General features: G+C 70.4%; 13 protein-coding genes, 2 rRNA genes and 1 riboswitch. Of the genes, 2 read left to right on the top strand and 13 right to left on the bottom strand.

Annotated elements, in window-relative coordinates:
* Positions 1 to 43 precede the first annotated feature (43 nt).
* Positions 44 to 463: a molybdopterin-binding protein gene (locus ACIPM1_RS05840; RefSeq protein ID WP_402429457.1), complete on the top strand. Its 420-nt coding sequence runs from the start codon at positions 44 to 46 to the stop codon at positions 461 to 463.
* 121 nt (positions 464 to 584) lie between these two features.
* Here the strand turns inward: ACIPM1_RS05840 and gcvP are convergent, their stop codons facing one another.
* Complete coding sequence (gene gcvP, locus ACIPM1_RS05835; RefSeq protein WP_402429454.1) at positions 585 to 3,470, bottom strand: aminomethyl-transferring glycine dehydrogenase; 2,886 nt, start codon at positions 3,468 to 3,470, stop codon at positions 585 to 587.
* Positions 3,471 to 3,646: 176 nt separating this feature from the next.
* Positions 3,647 to 3,741, bottom strand: a riboswitch (glycine riboswitch).
* Between the two features lie 113 nt (positions 3,742 to 3,854).
* Between gcvP and ACIPM1_RS05830 the strand changes: the two genes are divergently transcribed.
* Entirely contained in the window at positions 3,855 to 4,226 is a 372-nt protein-coding gene (locus tag ACIPM1_RS05830) for a PRC-barrel domain-containing protein (protein WP_356193842.1), read from the top strand.
* Here the strand turns inward: ACIPM1_RS05830 and ACIPM1_RS05825 are convergent.
* From ACIPM1_RS05825 to ACIPM1_RS05770, 12 genes are all read right to left on the bottom strand, one after another.
* Entirely contained in the window at positions 4,148 to 5,728 is a 1,581-nt protein-coding gene (locus ACIPM1_RS05825; protein WP_402429449.1) for a DNA polymerase IV, read from the bottom strand. The two genes, ACIPM1_RS05830 and ACIPM1_RS05825, sit on opposite strands and share 79 nt — an antisense overlap.
* A gap of 69 nt (positions 5,729 to 5,797) precedes the next feature.
* A complete protein-coding gene (locus tag ACIPM1_RS05820; protein ID WP_356193839.1) occupies positions 5,798 to 6,481 on the bottom strand; it encodes a MerR family transcriptional regulator in 684 nt (227 codons plus the stop codon).
* A 273-nt stretch (positions 6,482 to 6,754) separates the two neighbouring features.
* Complete coding sequence (locus ACIPM1_RS05815) at positions 6,755 to 7,228, bottom strand: bifunctional nuclease family protein (protein WP_026253112.1); 474 nt, start codon at positions 7,226 to 7,228, stop codon at positions 6,755 to 6,757.
* Between the two features lie 84 nt (positions 7,229 to 7,312).
* Positions 7,313 to 8,050, bottom strand: a complete 738-nt coding sequence (locus ACIPM1_RS05810) for a MerR family transcriptional regulator (protein WP_402429445.1) — start codon at positions 8,048 to 8,050, stop codon at positions 7,313 to 7,315.
* 43 nt (positions 8,051 to 8,093) lie between these two features.
* On the bottom strand, positions 8,094 to 8,918 hold the full coding sequence (locus ACIPM1_RS05805) for an FHA domain-containing protein (RefSeq protein WP_402429443.1): 825 nt from the start codon (positions 8,916 to 8,918) through the stop codon (positions 8,094 to 8,096).
* A 190-nt stretch (positions 8,919 to 9,108) separates the two neighbouring features.
* A complete protein-coding gene (locus ACIPM1_RS05800; protein WP_402429440.1) occupies positions 9,109 to 10,086 on the bottom strand; it encodes a DUF881 domain-containing protein in 978 nt (325 codons plus the stop codon).
* Positions 10,087 to 10,091: 5 nt separating this feature from the next.
* A complete protein-coding gene (locus tag ACIPM1_RS05795) occupies positions 10,092 to 10,424 on the bottom strand; it encodes a small basic family protein (protein WP_003988855.1) in 333 nt (110 codons plus the stop codon).
* Positions 10,421 to 11,257, bottom strand: coding sequence for a DUF881 domain-containing protein (locus ACIPM1_RS05790; protein ID WP_402429437.1), 837 nt, complete (start codon positions 11,255 to 11,257; stop codon positions 10,421 to 10,423). The genes ACIPM1_RS05795 and ACIPM1_RS05790 overlap by 4 nt, the downstream gene beginning before the upstream one ends.
* 177 nt (positions 11,258 to 11,434) lie before the next feature.
* Positions 11,435 to 13,930 (bottom strand): mannose-1-phosphate guanyltransferase, encoded by a 2,496-nt coding sequence (locus tag ACIPM1_RS05785; RefSeq protein ID WP_356193825.1) that lies wholly within the window; start codon positions 13,928 to 13,930, stop codon positions 11,435 to 11,437.
* Positions 13,931 to 14,043: 113 nt separating this feature from the next.
* Positions 14,044 to 14,652, bottom strand: a complete 609-nt coding sequence (locus ACIPM1_RS05780) for a CDP-alcohol phosphatidyltransferase family protein (RefSeq protein ID WP_356193823.1) — start codon at positions 14,650 to 14,652, stop codon at positions 14,044 to 14,046.
* Between the two features lie 110 nt (positions 14,653 to 14,762).
* A 5S ribosomal RNA gene (gene rrf / locus ACIPM1_RS05775) occupies positions 14,763 to 14,879 on the bottom strand.
* Between the two features lie 85 nt (positions 14,880 to 14,964).
* A 23S ribosomal RNA gene (locus ACIPM1_RS05770) occupies positions 14,965 to 15,037 on the bottom strand; the annotation flags it as partial.

Below are 15,037 nucleotides of genomic sequence, written 5' to 3'. Positions count from 1 at the left end.
TCTGCCGTGTCTTCCGTTTCTCCTCACTCTGCGAGGCGTGCCGATGAGCCTGAGCATCCGCAACCGACTGCCCGGTACCGTCACCGCCGTCAACCCGGGCGAGGCCATGGCCACGGTCGGGGTCCGTCTGGACGGCGGGCAGGACCTGACCGCCGCGATCACCCGCGAGTCCCTCGACGAACTGGGCCTGACCGTGGGGTCCGCCGTCCGCGCCCTGGTGAAGTCCACGGAGGTGTCCCTGGCCACCGGGCCGGTCGAGGGCCTGTCCATCCGCAACCGGCTGCCCGGCACGGTGACGGGCATCGCCACCGGCCGGGCCATGGCGTCCGTCAAGGTAGGCGTCGACGGCGGCGAGCTGACCGCCGCGATCACCAGGGACGCCGTCACCGAGCTGGGCCTCGCGGCGGGCTGCCCCGTCGTCGCCCTGATCAAGTCGACCGAGGTCGCGCTCTCGACGCCCTGACGTGACGTGCCGCCGAGGACACCGGCCCCGGGGAGCCGTGGCCCGTCCGGGCAGGACCACGACACGGCGAAGGCTCCGCCCCGGCCTCCGAAGAGGCCGGGGCGGAGCCCACACGCGGTGCTCAGTCCTCGTACGCGTCCAGCGGCGGGCACGAGCAGACCAGGTTGCGGTCGCCGAATGCCTGGTCGATGCGGCGCACCGGCGGCCAGTACTTGTCGGCGGCCGAGACCCCGGCCGGGAAGACCGCCTCCTCACGGCTGTAGGCGTGCTCCCACTCCCCGCCGAGCGCGGCGGCGGTGTGCGGGGCGTGCCGCAGCGGGTTGTCCTCCGCGGGCCACTCGCCCGAGCCGACCTTCTCGATCTCGGCACGGATCGCGATCATCGCGTCGCAGAACCGGTCCAGCTCGGCCAGGTCCTCGGACTCGGTCGGCTCGATCATCAGCGTGCCGGCCACCGGGAAGGACATCGTCGGCGCGTGGAAGCCGTAGTCGATCAGCCGCTTGGCGACGTCGTCGACGCTCACCCCGGTCGCCTTGGTCAGCGGCCGCAGGTCGATGATGCACTCGTGCGCGACCAGGCCGCCCGGGCCGGTGTAGAGCACCGGGTAGTGCGGCTCCAGACGCTTGGCGACGTAGTTGGCGGAGAGCACGGCCACCTGCGTGGCCCGCTTGAGACCCTCGCCGCCCATGAGACGGACGTACGCCCACGAGATCGGCAGGATGCCCGCCGAACCCCACGGCGCGGCCGAGATCGGACCGACCCCGCTCTCCGGACCGGCCTCGGGCTGGAGGGGGTGGTTCGGCAGGTACGGCGCGAGGTGCTCGCGGACCGCCACCGGGCCGACGCCCGGACCGCCGCCGCCGTGCGGGATGCAGAACGTCTTGTGCAGGTTCAGGTGCGAGACGTCGCCGCCGAAGTGGCCGGGCTCGGCGAGGCCGACGAGGGCGTTGAGGTTGGCGCCGTCGACGTACACCTGGCCGCCGGCCTCGTGCACCGCCGCGCAGATCTCGGCGACGTGCTCCTCGAAGACGCCGTGCGTGGACGGGTAGGTGATCATCAGAACCGCGAGCTCGTCGCGGTACTGCTCGATCTTCGCCCGCAGGTCCGTGACGTCGATCTCGCCGTCCTCGGCGGTCTTCACGACGACGACCTTCATGCCGGCCATCACGGCGCTGGCGGCGTTGGTGCCGTGCGCGGAGGAGGGGATGAGGCAGACGGTGCGCTGGGCGTCGCCGTTGGCGCGGTGGTAGCCGCGGACAGCGAGCAGACCGGCGAGCTCGCCCTGGCTGCCGGCGTTCGGCTGCAGGGAGACCTTGTCGTATCCGGTGACCTCGGCGAGGCGCTCCTCCAGCTCGCGGATGAGCGTGAGGTAGCCCTGCGCCTGCTCGGCGGGCGCGAAGGGGTGCAGCTGACCGAACTCCGGCCAGGTCACCGGCTCCATCTCGGTGGTCGCGTTGAGCTTCATGGTGCAGGAGCCCAGCGGGATCATGCCGCGGTCGAGCGCGTAGTCGCGGTCGGCCAGCCTGCGCAGGTAGCGCAGCATCGCGGTCTCGGAGCGGTGCTGGTGGAAGACCGGGTGGGTGAGGTAGTCGTCGGTGCGCAGCAGCGCCTGCGGCAGGGCGTCCGCGGCGGCGGCGTCCAGCGCCTCGACATCGCCCTCGATCCCGAACGCGGACCACACGGCGCCCAGCTGGGCGCGGGTGGTGGTCTCGTCGCAGGCGATCGAGACGTGGTCGGCGTCCACGAGGCGCAGGTTGACTCCGTCGCGGCGGGCGGCGGCGACCACGTCGGCGGCACGGCCCTCGGCCCGGACGGTCAGCGTGTCGAAGTAGGCGCCGTGGACGACCTCGGCGCCGCCCGCGGTGAGCCCCTCGGCGAGCACGGAGGCGTAGCGGTGGGTGCGGCGCGCGATGGTCCGCAGGCCGTCGGGGCCGTGGTAGACGGCGTACATGCCCGCCATCACGGCGAGCAGCACCTGGGCGGTGCAGATGTTGCTGGTGGCCTTCTCGCGGCGGATGTGCTGCTCGCGGGTCTGCAGGGCCAGGCGGTAGGCCCGGTTCCCGTCCACGTCGACGGAGACGCCGACCAGGCGGCCCGGAAGGCTGCGGGCGAACTTCTCGTGCACCGCCATGTAGCCGGCGTGCGGCCCGCCGAAGCCCATCGGCACGCCGAAGCGCTGCGTGGTGCCGACCGCGATGTCCGCGCCGAGCTCCCCGGGCGACTTCAGCAGCGTGAGGGCGAGCAGGTCGGCGGCGACGGTGACCAGCGCGCCCAGCTCGTGCGCCTGGTCGATGACGGGCTTGAGGTCGCGTACGGCACCGGAGGCGCCCGGGTACTGCAGGAGCACGCCGTTGATCTCCCGCCCGGCGACGTCGGCCGGAATGCCCTCGCTCAGGTCCGCGACGACGACCTCGACGCCCGACGGCTCGGCGCGGGTGCGGATGACGGCCACGGTCTGCGGCAGCGCGTCCGCGTCGATCAGGAACAGGCCCTTCTTGTTGCGGCCCATGCGCCGGGACAGGGCCATGGCCTCGGCCGCGGCGGTGCCCTCGTCGAGCAGGGAGGCGCCGGAGGTCGGCAGGCCGGTCAGCTCGGCGACCATCGTCTGGAAGTTCAGCAGCGCCTCGAGGCGGCCCTGGGAGATCTCCGGCTGGTAGGGGGTGTACGCCGTGTACCAGGCCGGGTTCTCCATCACGTTCCGCAGGATCACCGGGGGCGTGAAGGTCCCGTAGTACCCGAGGCCGATCATGGAGCCGAGGACCTCGTTGCGGTCGGCGAGCGAGCGCAGCTCGGCGAGCACCTCGGCCTCGGTCCGCGCGTCCGGCAGGTCCAGCGCGCCGGCGTTCTTGATCACATCGGGGACCGCGGCGGCCGTGAGGTCGTCGAGCGAGCCGTAGCCCACCTGCGCGAGCATCTTGGCCCGGGCCTCGTGGTCGGGGCCGATGTGGCGCTGCTCGAAGGGTGTTCCCTGTTCGAGCTCGGAGAGCGGAATGCGGTGGGCGGTCATTGCGGAGGCCTCCTGGTCTGACGCGACCTTCGAGGGGCACCACGGCGCGGGTACCCGAACGGCCTCCCCCTCTGTCATCTCGACCTGAGAGCTTCACCGGGTCGCACTGAGGCTCCCGGCTTTCACCGTCGGTGAGAGCGGAAGCCGTCGACACCCGCCCTGCTTTCCAGAGTGACCTCGTCCGTGCGGTACGTGGGCCTGAGAGATTCCGGGGAGGATTTGCTCCTTCGGCGCCTCCGATGATGCTGGAGGACTCTCCCGCACGGGGTCAGCAGCCGCTGCCAGCGTACCAGCGGGCCCACCACACGGGCTTTCGAGTGGCCGCCTATCGCGATGTGCTCTTTTGTAGTGCTTACGGATGTATTGCGACCATGTGGAGGGCCCGTGCAGACCGACATCGATCCGCGCAACCTGATCGGCCGCAAGGCGTTCGACCGCAGAGGCATCAAGATCGGCACGGTGGACGAGGTCTATCTCGACGACGCGACCGGCGTGCCGGAGTGGGCGGCGATACGCACCGGCCTGTTCTCCAGGGACGCCTTCGTGCCCCTGGAGCCCAGCGAACTGGTCGAGGGCGCCCTGCGCGTCCCCTTCGACCGGGCCCTGATCAGGGACGCCCCCGACTTCGGCGTCGGCCGCCATCTCTCCCCCGAACAGGAACTGCAGCTCTACCACCACTACGGCCTCGACGTGGCCGCTCCGCCGGCGGTCCCGGACCGTGACTTCGGCAAGCTGGCGGGCTCGGAGGAGGCCTGAGCCACGGCGTCGTCCGCCTCCGCCACATCCCCTCCGGCCGCGTCGGGCGACCTCGCCCCGTCCGCGTCCGGCGACACCGCCCCGGCCGCCTCCGGCGACGTCATCGCGGCGGCGTCCGCGCCCCGATCGGCCGAACCCGCCGAGGTTTCCCCGGGCCCGCCGGCTCCAGGTCTTCGCGCCACCAGCGGCAGCGGATCCGCCGGCTCCAGCTCCGGGTCCTCCACGCGGAACGTGCGTACGCGTCCCGGCCCGGAGTCGGGAGTCTCGAAGCGGACCGTGACCCGGCCGAGCCCGCTGCCCTGCACCCACCCGTGGCCGTACACCGTGTGCCGCACGTCGTGGCCCGCCGGCCAGCGCCGCTCGGCGGGCGCCGGCCGCTCCACGGCCGGCTCGACCGCCGGTTCCTCCTCGGGCCCCTCCGGCCGGGCGCCCGCCGCCTGGGCGAACAGGTCCTCCTGGGTGTAGTCGGCGAGCCCGGTGACGCCGACGCCGAGCAGCCGCACCCCGCCCGTGGTGTCGACGGAGTCCAGCAGCCGGGCCGCGGCCTCCCGCACCACCGCCGGATCGTCCGTGGGCCCGCGCAGCGTCTCCGACCGGGTCAGGGTGGAGAAGTCGTACCGGCGGACCTTCAGCACGATGGTCCGCCCCGACACCCCGGCCCCGCGCAGCCGCCGTACGCAGCGGTCGGCGAGCCGCTGCACCTCGAGTCCCACCCGCACCCGGTCGTGGATGTCCACGTCGTAGGTGTCCTCCACCGACACCGACTTGGCCTCGCGCTCGGCGACCACGGGCCGCTCGTCGTGGGCCAGCGCCATGGCGTACAGCGCGTGCCCGTGCGCCTTGCCCACCAGCCGGACGAGCTCGTCCTCGCCCGCCTCGGCGAGCTCCTCGACCGTGTGGATCCCGGCCCGGCGCAGATGGTCACCCGTGGCCGGGCCCACCCCCGGAAGGGTCCGCACCGACAGGGGCCCGAGCAGGGCCCGCTCGGTGCCGGGCCGGATGAGCACCAGCCCGTCCGGCTTCGCCTGCTCCGAGGCGATCTTGGCGAGCATCTTGGACGCGGCGAGACCCACGGACCCGGTCAGGCCCGTGACGGCCCGTATGTCGGCACGCAGCCGCCTCCCCACCCGGCCGGCCGACTCCTCGTCCCAGGCCGCTCCCCCGGCCTCCAGGTCCACGAACGCCTCGTCCAGGCTGAGCGGCTCCACCAGCGGCGACAGCGCCCGCAGCAGCTCCATGACCTGCTCGCTGATCGACCGGTAGAAGGCGAAGCGCGGCGTCAGGTACGCCGCGTTCGGCGCCAGACGGCGCGCCTGAGCCGTCGGCATCGCCGAGTGGACACCGAAGACCCGTGCCTCGTACGACGCGGTGGCGACCACCCCGCGCGGTCCGAGGCCGCCCACGACGACCGCCTTGCCGCGCAGGCTCGGCTTGGACGCCTGCTCCGCCGAGGCGAAGAAGGCATCCATGTCGAGATGCAGGATCGTGGGCGCGCTTCTCACATGTCCGATGCTGCACCACACCACTGACAATGCGACGGGCGTCCCACCGGCGGGGATGCCGGAGCGCCGTCAGACCGCCCGGTTGCGCCGCCGGGCCAGCTCGTCGCCGGGGTTGTGGCCCAGCAGGGTCTCCCCGGTGTCGACACGCTCGCCATGCAGCTGCGACAGCGCGTTCTCCACGTCGCGCCACACCACGCCGACGGCGATCCCGAAGATGCCCTGGCCGCCCTGGAGCAGGGCGTGGACCTCGTCCGGCGAGGTGCACTCGTAGACCGTGGCGCCGTCGCTCATCAGCGTCATCCGCTCCAGGTCGCTGAAGCCGCGCTCCCGCAGGTGCTGAACGGCGGTGCGGATGTTCTGCAGCGAGACCCCGGTGTCCAGGAACCGCTTGACGATCTTGAGGACGACGACGTCGCGGAAGCTGTACAGCCGCTGTGTGCCGGACCCGTGGGCGGGCCGCACGCTCGGCTCGACCAGCCCGGTGCGCGCCCAGTAGTCCAGTTGCCGGTAGGTGATGCCGGCGGCCGCGCAGGCCGTCGGACCGCGATAGCCGATCTGCTCGGACGCCACGGACGTCGCCCCTCCGCTGTTCGGCACGGCTGCGGGCCGCTGCGGAACGTGGTCGGCCGCGCCGCCGTGAGAGTGATATCCCCTGCTCGCGCGGAGCCGGGAGTGCGTGGGAGGGTACGGGCCGTTCCCCCCGACACCGCGTTCGGGGGCACCCCCAGCCGTACCGTCGCCGCTGCTTCTCACGCCGACCTCCGTCCTTGACCTGCCTCCTCGACGGTAGGCAGTCACCTGGGGTGCGTCAACGATCGCCACACTAGGCACGCCGAGTGATAATCACCCTAAGAGTGGTTTCCCGTGCCCTACCGCGGGGAAAGGCTAGCCGAATGACCTCGCGGAAACCCGCAGGACGCCCTCAATGGCCGACGGCATGTGCCGACGGCCGGTCCGGCACCGAGCGGACGGCCGCCCCGGCAGGTCACTGCTCCGGCGGGCACGGCCCGCCTCAAGCCCGGTCGGTCACTGGCTGCTGGTGCCGAAGTCCTCCGGCGAGATCTGGTCGAGGAACTCGCGGAACTTCTCCACCTCGTCCTCCTGCTCGTCCGGGATCGCGATCCCCGCGTCGTCGAGCACCGTGTCGCTGCCGTAGATCGGCGTCCCGGTGCGCAGGGCCAGCGCTATGGCGTCGGACGGCCGGGCGCTCACCTCGACCCCGCTGGCGAAGACCAGCTCGGCGTAGAACACACCCTCGCGCAGATCCGTGATGCGCACCTCGGTGAGCTCCTGGCCGACGGCCTCCAGCACGTCCTTGAACAGGTCGTGGGTCAGCGGCCGTGCGGGCGCCATGCCCTGCTGGGCAAAGGCGATGGCCGTGGCCTCCCCCGGCCCGATCCAGATGGGGAGGTAGCGGTCGCCTCCCACTTCACGCAGGAGCACGATCGGTTGGTTGGAGGGCATTTCGACCCGGACACCTACGACATCGAGCTCGTTCACACAGCAACCCTAGGCCGTGCCCGCAAGGTTTGGGTAGTCGGGCCGGAAACGGGAGGCCGATCCGGCCGCCTCGACGCCCGGCACTCAGGGCAGGCGCACCCCCAGCGCGGTCTGCACCAGCGCCGCGTGCAGCTTCACCGTCAGCGCCGCGAGTTCCTTCGCGCGGGCCTCGGCATGGGTGCGGGTCTGCGGGTTGCGGTGGCGCCTGAGCGGGGCCACCACCTGGTCGACGAGGCCGGCCTCGCGGTCGGCGGCCGCCTTCATCACACGCAGATGCCGTGGCTCGATACCGAACCGCCCCAGCTCGGTGACGAGCGAGGCCACGGTGATCGCCTCGGAGTCGTAGGCCCCGCCCTCCAGTGGGGTGATGAGCCCGTACGACTCCCATTCCCGCAGGTCCGTGTCGTCGATCCCGGCGGCGGCGAGCAGCTCGGCCCGCCCGACCCGGGCCACCGCCGGACCCTCGGCGGGCGTCGGCGCGGGCTCACCGTCGCGCTGGCGGCCCGCGGCCGGCAGCGGGGCGGCCTCCCCGCGCTCCATCGCGTCCAGGTGCTCGCGGATCACCTTCAGCGGCAGGTAGTGGTCCCGCTGCATTCGCAGCACGTGCCCGAGGCGCTCGACGTCCTCGGCACTGAACTTGCGATACCCCGAGGGGGTCCGCCGCGGCTCGATGAGCCCTTCCGACTCCAGGAACCGGATCTTGGAGATGGTGACTTCGGGGAACTCGTCGCGCAGCGCGCTCAGCACCGCGCCGATGCTCATCAGCCCACTGTCCGCGGCGGCGGTGCCGTGCCAGGCACCGCCGCTCGGTGATTGACCCATGGACCTTCCCTCGACATCCCCCCGGAACTAGTCCGGGAGAGGGTCAGATGGCCTGCCGGCTCGAGTAGAACACCAGCCGGTACTTGCCGATCTGCACCTCGTCGCCGTTGGACAGCGCCACCGAGTCGATCCGCTCCCGGTTGACGTACGTGCCGTTCAGGCTGCCCACGTCGGCCACCGTGAACGAGCCGTCCGGGCTGCGCCGGAACTCCACGTGGCGACGGGAGACGGTCACGTCGTCCAGGAAGATGTCGCTCTGCGGATGACGCCCGGCCGTGGTCAGCTCACCGTCCAGGAGGAAGCGGCTGCCCGAGTTCGGACCACGGCGCACCACCAGCAGGGCGGAGCCCAGCGGCAGCGCGTCGACGGCCGCCTGCGCCTCCGGGGAGAGCATCGGAGTCTGGCCGGTGGCCTCGGAGTCGTACGCCTCCAGACCCGAGATGGAGATCGTGGACGTCGTCTCCGAGGGACGCTCCGGAGCGACGCCCGGACGCAGCGGGGCACCGCAGTTGGAACAGAAGCGGCTGTTCTCCGCGTTGCGGTTACCGCACCTCGTACACACCAGGGCCGACATGGACGGATCCTCCTGCCGAGGCTGCCCCGCGGGGGCATGGGACGCGTACGGGTCGGGAGCAAACCCTCCACCCGTACCTGAGGTTGACGGTTGCCCGAAACCTATGTCGCCCGCCTGGGCAGGGTCAACAGACGGCACGCCCTGACCACCGGAAATGTCGCCGCCCGGACCGGGAACCTGGTCCCGGAACAGCGGGCGCCGGCCTTCCGCGTCGGGCTGTGCGCGATGCCGAGCGGTCGCGTTGTCGCTGTCCTCTCGCGCGCTCTTGCCGAACAACTTCGCAAACAACTTCACGGGCGATTCCCCTTGACCGAAACAGACCCGCCCGTGGGGCAGGACGAACCCTGATTGCGTACACCGGTCGACCCGGACATCCTCACAACGTCCGTATCCACCAAACAGTTTCCATCACGCACCACCCAATCGGTGCGCCGACCCCCCGCAACCTCATGCCCCTGCCGGACGGCCGCCATGCACCCCCGGTTCACTGGGAGGACGACCGAGCGTAGTCAGGCCGCTTCGCCGCCCGCAAGGCGTCGACGACGATCTTGCCCGACTGCTCCACGGTAACGGTGGCCTGCTCCTTCTCCAGGGTCTGCACCACGCCTCCGGGGATGTTGAGCGCCGGCTCGAGGTCCTGCGGCTTGCCGATGACCTTGAAACGATAGGGGGCGTTGATCTTGTTCCCGTCGACGTCCACGCTCTTCCCGGAGTCCGTCAGGTAGGTGCCGGCCACGACCCGCACATCGTTCACCTGGATCGCCTCGGCACCGGCGGCGCGCAGCTCCTGTATCGCGTCGAGCAGCATGTCCGCCTGGACCGTCCCCTTCGCGTCCTCGATCGTGATGGTGATGCCGGGTCCCTGCGCGGCCACCGTGCCCGCCAGAATGCCGAGTTGCCTCTCCTTCTCGGCCGTCTGCCTGCGTGCCTCCGCGGCCTGGTCGGAGCTGTTCTGGAGCTCCTGACGCTGCTTCTCCAGACCCTGCTTCTCGTCCTCGAGACGCTGGGTGCGGCCGTCCAGTTCGTCGAGGATGCGCACGAGATCCTCCTGGCGGGCGCCACGCAGCGCGCTGTCGCTGTCACTGTTGGACGCCACCTGGACGGCCAGCCCGAAGCCGAGGCCGAACAGGAGCACGGCCACGATGAGTTGGGCCCGGCTGACGCGCGGCGGCCACAGGCCATCGGCCAGTCGCCGACGGCCGGTCAGCGCCGGCTCGGTCCGCTCCTCGTCTCCGGAGGGACCGCCGGGGCCGGAGGTCTGCTCGGCCCCGGGCGCCGCAGCGGCCTCGGGCGCGGCCTCGGCGGTGGCCTCAGGGGCGGCGCCGGAAGCCGCCGCGGGAATCTCCTCGGGCAGTTCCTTGCGCAGCCTGTTGCCGGAATGATCGCGGTGCGGTTCGCTCCCGGCCGGCTCGCGGGACAGGCCGTCGCGGGGCGTCTGGGGCAGTTCGTCCTGGTTGCTCATCGGTCTCACGCCCGGAACACGTGGCGCCGGATCGCCGCGGCGTTGGAGAAGATGCGGATGCCGAGGACGACCACGACGCCCGTGGACAGCTGCGCCCCGACGCCCAGCTTGTCGCCGAGGAACACGATCAGCGCGGCGACGACCACGTTCGACAGGAACGACACCACGAAGACCTTGTCGTCGAAGATGCCGTCGAGCATCGCCCGCAGACCGCCGAAGACGGCGTCCAGGGCCGCCACGACGGCAATCGGCAGATAAGGCTCGACCACCGCCGGAACCTCCGGCCGGACCAAAAGGCCGGCCACGACTCCCACGACGAGGCCCAGTACGGCGATCACGATGTGCCCTTCTCAGTGCTCGGCTGTGCTGTACGTACGATCACGCTCGGTGCGGCGGGCAGCCGGAGGTCGCCCTCCGTGGAGATGCTGGTCCGGATGCCGTAGTTCTCCTGCAGGGCATGGAGGTACAGCCCGTCCGGGCTGTTCTGGAACCGGGTGCTCACCTTGTCGCCGTCCCCCACCGCCAGCACCGTGTAGGGCGGCACCAGCGGCTTGTTGTCGACCAGTATGGCGTCCCCGGCCGCCCTGATCGCGGACAGGGCGGTCAGCCGCTGCCCGTTGATGGAGACGGCCTCGGCGCCCGACTGCCACAGTCCGTTGACCACGCGCTGCATGTCCCGGTCGCGTACCCGGCCGGTGTCGGAGAAACCCGACGTCTCGCGCGGGTTGCCGCCCCCGCCCGAGCTGGCCTCCTTGGCGTCGTTCACGACCAGCTTCACCCCGGGGCCGTGCACCGCGGTCGCGCCCGCCAGGATGCTCACGAGATCGGCCTGCGCATTGCCGCCGCTCTTCTGGAGGGCCTGCCGCTGGCGCGCGCTCACATCGTCGCGCAGCTTGTCCACGGTGCCCTCGAGGTCGTCCGCCGCCGCGGTCTCACGGTCGATGCGGTCGACCAGCTCCTGGCGCTCCTTGGCGACGACGGGAGCGGCCACCCTCGCCTGTGCCGCGCCCACCGTGACCACGAGCGCCGCCAGCACCAGGCCGGCGGCCAGTCCCAGGCGCGCCCTGAGGGTCTTCGGCATCCCGCTCTCGCCCGCGGCCTTCTTCCGGGCCGCCGCCTCGGCGTAACCCTCGTCGAGACTGTGGTCCATGACGTTGGTGATCAACGACATGGAGGCATCCGGACGGGAGGGCCGCGAGGGGGTGCTCCGAATGGGGGGTTGCTGCGGCATGTCGCACATAGTCGCATGGGGCGGCCGTGTCCTCCGAATGGCCCCACCGGCGTGCCGGACAGGCCCCCTTGGGGACACTTGTCCGGCACGCGTGCGCGCTGTCCGTTTTGCTACCGGTCAGCGCCCGGCGCTGTCCACGACCGCGGCCCACTCGTCGAGCAGGGCCTGGGCGGAGGCGTCGTCCGGACCCTCGGCCCACAGGTGCGTGACGGCCTCGGCGGGGTCGGGCAGGACCATCACCCAGCGGCCGTCGGTCTCCACCACCCGCACTCCGTCCGTGGTGTCGACGGAGCGGTCTCCGGCCTCCTCCACGACCCGGCGCATCACCAGTCCCTTGACGGCCCACGGCGTCGCCAGGTCCCGCTTGATGACGTGCGCCCGCGGGATCCGCGCGTCGATCTGGCTCAGCGTGAGCTGCGTACGCGCCACCAGACCGATGAGCCTGACGAAGGCGGCCGTGCCGTCGTAGACACTGCTGAACTCCGGAACGATGAAGCCGCCCTTGCCGTCACCTCCGAAGATCGTGCCCTCCTCGCCGCCGACCCGCTGCAGGTCGTCCGGAGAAGTGGTCGTCCACTCCACCTGCGTGCCGTGGTAGGCGGCCACCTGTTCGGCGATCCGGGTGGTGGTCACCGGCAGCGCGACCCGGCCACTGCGCCGCTCGGCCGCGACGAGATCGAGCATGACCAGCAGAGCCCGGTCGTCCTCGATGATGCGGCCCTTCTCGTCCACCAGGGACAGCCGCTCGCCCACCGGGTCGAACCGGATACCGAAGGCCGCCCCGGAGGACGCCACGATCTCGCCGAGGCGCACCAGCCCCGCGCGCCGCATGTCGGCGGTCTCCGTCGGCCGTGACTCGTCGAGACCGGGGTTGATGGTCAGCGAGTCCACACCGAGCTTGCCCAGCAGGCTGGGCAGGACGAGCCCGGCACTGCCGTTGGACGCGTCGACGACGACCTTCAGTCCCGACTCGGCGATCCCGGTCGTGTCGACGTTCCGCAGCAGCGATCCGGTGTACGAGTCGAAGACGCTGGACGGGAAGTACAGGTCTCCGATCTCGCCCGGGAACGCGCGCCGGTACTCCTGCCGCGCGAACACCCGGTCCAGCTTCCGCTGCTTGGCCTGCGACAGGTCGGCGCCCTGCCCGTCGAAGAACATGATGTCGACGGAGTCGGGCACTCCGGGCGAGGTCCGGATCATGATGCCGCCGGCACTGCCCCGGGCCGTCTGCTGCCGTGCGACCGGCAGCGGCACGTTCTCCAGGTCCCGGACGTCGATGGCGCTGGCCTGGAGCGCGGAGATGACCGCCCGCTTGAGCGCACGGGCACCACGGGAGTGGTCACGGGCCGTGGTGACCGTGGAGCCCTTCTTCAGCGTCGTCGCATAGGCGCCGGCGAGCCGCACGGCGAGTTCCGGGGTGATCTCCACGTTCAGGATGCCGGAGACCCCGCGCGCCCCGAAGAGGTGCGCCTGGCCCCGCGACTCCCAGATGACCGAGGTGTTGACGAACGCGCCGGCCTCGATCGTCTTGAACGGGTAGACCCGGACGTTGCCCTGCACGATCGATTCTTCGCCGATCAGGCACTCGTCGCCGATGACGGCGCCGTCCTCGATCCGCGCCGCCCGCATGATGTCGGTGTTCTTCCCGACGACGCAGCCGCGGAGATTGCTGTGCTGCCCGACGTACACGTTGTCGTGGACGACGGCCTTGTGCAGGAAGGCACCGCTCTTCACGACGACGTTCGAACCGACGACGGTGTGCTCGCGGATCTCGGCGCCGGCCTCCACCTTGGCGTAGTCGCCGATGTAGAGCGGGCCCCGGAGCACGGCGTCGGGGTGCACCTCGGCGCCCTCCGCGACCCAGACGCCGGGCGAGATCTCGAAGCCGTCGATCTCGACGTCGACCTTGCCCTCCAGGACGTCCGCCTGGGCCTTCACGTAGCTCTCGTGTGTGCCGACGTCCTCCCAGTAGCCCTCGGCGACATAGCCGTAGATCGGCTTGCCTTCCTTCATCAGCTGCGGGAAGACATCACCGGACCAGTCGACCGGAACGTCGGCCTCGACATAGTCGAAGACCTCGGGCTCCATCACGTAAATGCCCGTGTTCACGGTGTCGGAGAAGACCTGGCCCCAGGTCGGCTTCTCGAGGAAACGCTCGACCTTCCCCTCTTCGTCGACGATGGTGATGCCGAATTCCAGGGGGTTGGGCACGCGGGTGAGACACACGGTCACCATCGCGCCCTTTTCCTTGTGGAATCGGATCAGGTCGGTGAGGTCGAAGTCGGTCAGGGCATCGCCGGAGATGACCAGGAAGGCATCGTCCTTCAACGCCTCTTCGGCGTTCTTGACGCTTCCGGCGGTTCCGAGAGGCTTCTCCTCGTTGGCGTAGGTGAGCTCCATGTCGAGTTCTTCACCGTCACCGAAGTAGTTCTTGACCAAGGAGGCCAGGAACTGGACGGTGACGACGGTCTCGTTCAGCCCGTGCCTTTTGAGCAGCCGGAGAACGTGCTCCATGATCGGCCGGTTGGCCACCGGCAGGAGCGGTTTCGGCATACTCGAAGTCATGGGACGAAGGCGAGTGCCTTCGCCTCCGGCCATCACGACGGCCTTCATGTCGGAAGCGTCCTCCTCAGAGACGACGGTCTAGCCGACTTCACCCGTCCAGATTGTCCCGCACTTTTCCCCAGCGGGCCATCGAGCCACCGCAGCCGCCCCCATTGGCAGGCTCAGTCGGCCATGGCGTCCGCACGGACCAGGCGGCGGACTTGTACCACGTAGAGGACTCCTGCCCACCAATACAGGGTTGTACCCCATCCGGCGAACGCCCATCCGAAAACAGCGGCCAGTGACGCGATCCATCCGCTTCCGTCGCTGAGCAGCAGAAGGGGGAAGGCGTACATCAGGTTGAACGTCGCGGCCTTGCCCAGGAAGTTCACCTGCGGCGGCGGATACCCGTGGCGCCGGAGAACGGCCACGGCCACCAGCAGCATCAGTTCCCGCGCCAGGAGAAGCGCGGTCAGCCAGGGCGGCAGAATCTCACGCCAGGTGAGGCCGAGCAGCGTCGAAAGGACGTACAACCGGTCGGCCGCGGGGTCGAGAAGCCGGCCGAGGCTGCTGATCTGGTTCCAGCGCCGTGCGAGCTTGCCGTCGAGGTAGTCGCTGACGCCGCTCAGGGCGAGCACCAGCAGGGCCCAGCCATCACTCTTGGGACCGCCGAACTCCGGCCGGAGAATCAGCCACAGGAAGAGCGGCACACCGACGAGCCGCGCCATGCTGAGGATGTTCGGGATGGTGAGGACCCGGTCCGTCTGGACACGGGTCTCCTGGACCTCCACCCGGGGGCCTCCTGTGGTAAACGTACCGATCGATTCCCCCCGACCCTACCTCAACGCAAAAAAGCTCCGGCTCCTGGGCTGTGTGCCCAGGAGCCGGAGCTCTAAAAGGAGTTCGGCGGCGTCCTACTCTCCCACAGGGTCCCCCCTGCAGTACCATCGGCGCTGTGAGGCTTAGCTTCCGGGTTCGGAATGTAACCGGGCGTTTCCCTCACGCTATGACCACCGAAACACTATGAAACTGTGAACGCCACACCGCCTCTTACAGCGGGGCTGTTCGTGGTTTCAGAACCAACACAGTGGACGCGAGCAACTGAGGACAAGCCCTCGGCCTATTAGTACCGGTCACCTCCACACGTTACCGTGCTTCCAGATCCGGCCTATCAAC

Origin of the sequence: Streptomyces sp. NPDC086766, from assembly GCF_044746005.1 — a bacterium.
Lineage (GTDB): Bacteria > Actinomycetota > Actinomycetes > Streptomycetales > Streptomycetaceae > Streptomyces.
Note: the sequence above shows the minus strand (reverse complement) of the source record. Positions and strands in the feature narration are given on the sequence as shown.